The following is a 1385-nucleotide window of genomic DNA, read 5'->3' as shown; positions in this document are numbered from 1 at the left end:
AAGGCGCGGATCCTGGCCGCCTTCGACGCGCTGCCCGAAGGCAGCCCCGAGCGGGGTGCCCTGCTCCGTAAGGAACGGCTGTATCACTCCCATATCGTGCACTGGAGAAAGCAGGCCGAGAACGGCACGCTCCCGGCTTCGACCGGCCGGCCGGACAAGAGCGCCGAGTCCGAAGAACTGGCCCGGCTGCGAGCCGAGAACAAGAAACTCAAAGCCGACACCGCGAAGCTCGAGTTCCGCAACGAGAAACTGGCCGGCGAGCTGGGCAAGACCAAAACCGCTTTGGACATCGCGGGAAAGCATTCGCGCTGCTTCAGGACATCTCAAGCAGCGCGGACTCCGACACGAACTGAACCAGGTCCTGGACGAGTACTTCCCGGCCCTGGAGAAATCGGTCGGCACGGTGCGGGCGGGCGCGGTGTTCGGGAAATCCCGGGCCACGGTGCACCGGCACCGCAACCCGCGCTCGCCCGTGCAGGGACCACGCCGGCCGTTCCACCACCCGGCCGAACTGTCCGATGATGAGCGCGAGCAGGTCTTGGCGGTGCTCGACTCGCCGCGCTTCGCCGACAAGTCACCCGGCCAGGTATGGGCGATCCTGCTGGACGAGGGCGTCTACCTGTGCTCGCAGGCCACCATGTACCGCCTGTTGCGCGAACGCGGGCAAAACGGCGAGCGGCGCGCCCAGGCCGTACGCCCGCCGACCAGCAAACCCGAACTGGAGGCCGACCGCCCCAACCTCGTGTGGTCCTAGACATCACCAAACTGAAAGGCCCGGTGCGCGGCGTCTACTATCTGCTGTACGTCATCATCGACATCTTCTCCCGCAAAGTCATCCACTGGGAGATCTGGCCCACCGAGAACGGCACCCTGGCCAAAGAAGTCATCCAGAACGCCATCGCCGCCAACTACGCCATCGCGCCCCGCTCCATCCACGCCGATCGCGGTACCTCGATGACGTCCAACACCGTCACCGGCCTGCTTGCGCTGCTCGGCATCGACCAATCGCATTCTCGCCCGCACGTGTCCAACGACAACCCCTACTCTGAAGCGCAATTCAAGACCCTCAAATACTGCCCGGCATTTCCCGGCCGGTTTGGGTCCATCGAAGACGCCAACGCTTTCTGCAGCCAATTCTTCCGCTACTACAATCACGAGCACCGCCATTCCGGGATCGCGACGCACACGCCCGCCTCGGTGCACGACGGCACTGCCGTTCACATCCAGGCCAAGCGGATCGCCACCCTCCATGCAGCCTTCCAGGCGCATCCGGAACGGTTCCGCGGCCGGCGGCCCTACCCACCGGCACTACCGACCAACGTGTGGATCAACCAGCCACCCGCGGCCCCGAGACCGACACCTCACCACAAAGCACGCAAGTAGCC

The 1385-nt window shown here is 65.1% G+C and carries 3 protein-coding genes; 2 read left to right on the top strand and 1 reads right to left on the bottom strand.

Going from position 1 to position 1385, the window contains the following annotated elements:
- On the bottom strand, window positions 1–303 hold a 303-nt coding region (locus tag ETD85_RS64290; RefSeq protein ID WP_170247518.1), incomplete at its 3' end, for a hypothetical protein.
- Window positions 304–418: 115 nt separating this feature from the next.
- Between ETD85_RS64290 and ETD85_RS64285 the strand changes: the two genes are divergently transcribed.
- Both ETD85_RS64285 and ETD85_RS62265 read left to right on the top strand, forming a co-directional pair.
- Entirely contained in the window at window positions 419–754 is a 336-nt protein-coding gene (locus ETD85_RS64285) for a helix-turn-helix domain-containing protein (RefSeq protein WP_170247517.1), read from the top strand.
- A gap of 23 nt (window positions 755–777) precedes the next feature.
- A complete protein-coding gene (locus tag ETD85_RS62265; RefSeq protein ID WP_170247516.1) occupies window positions 778–1383 on the top strand; it encodes an integrase core domain-containing protein in 606 nt (201 codons plus the stop codon).
- Window positions 1384–1385: the final 2 nt, after the last annotated feature.

This window comes from Nonomuraea zeae, from assembly GCF_005889725.1.
In the GTDB taxonomy this organism is placed as follows: domain Bacteria; phylum Actinomycetota; class Actinomycetes; order Streptosporangiales; family Streptosporangiaceae; genus Nonomuraea; species Nonomuraea zeae.
The sequence above is the reverse complement of the archived record's forward strand: the minus strand, read 5'-3'. Positions and strand labels throughout refer to the sequence as shown.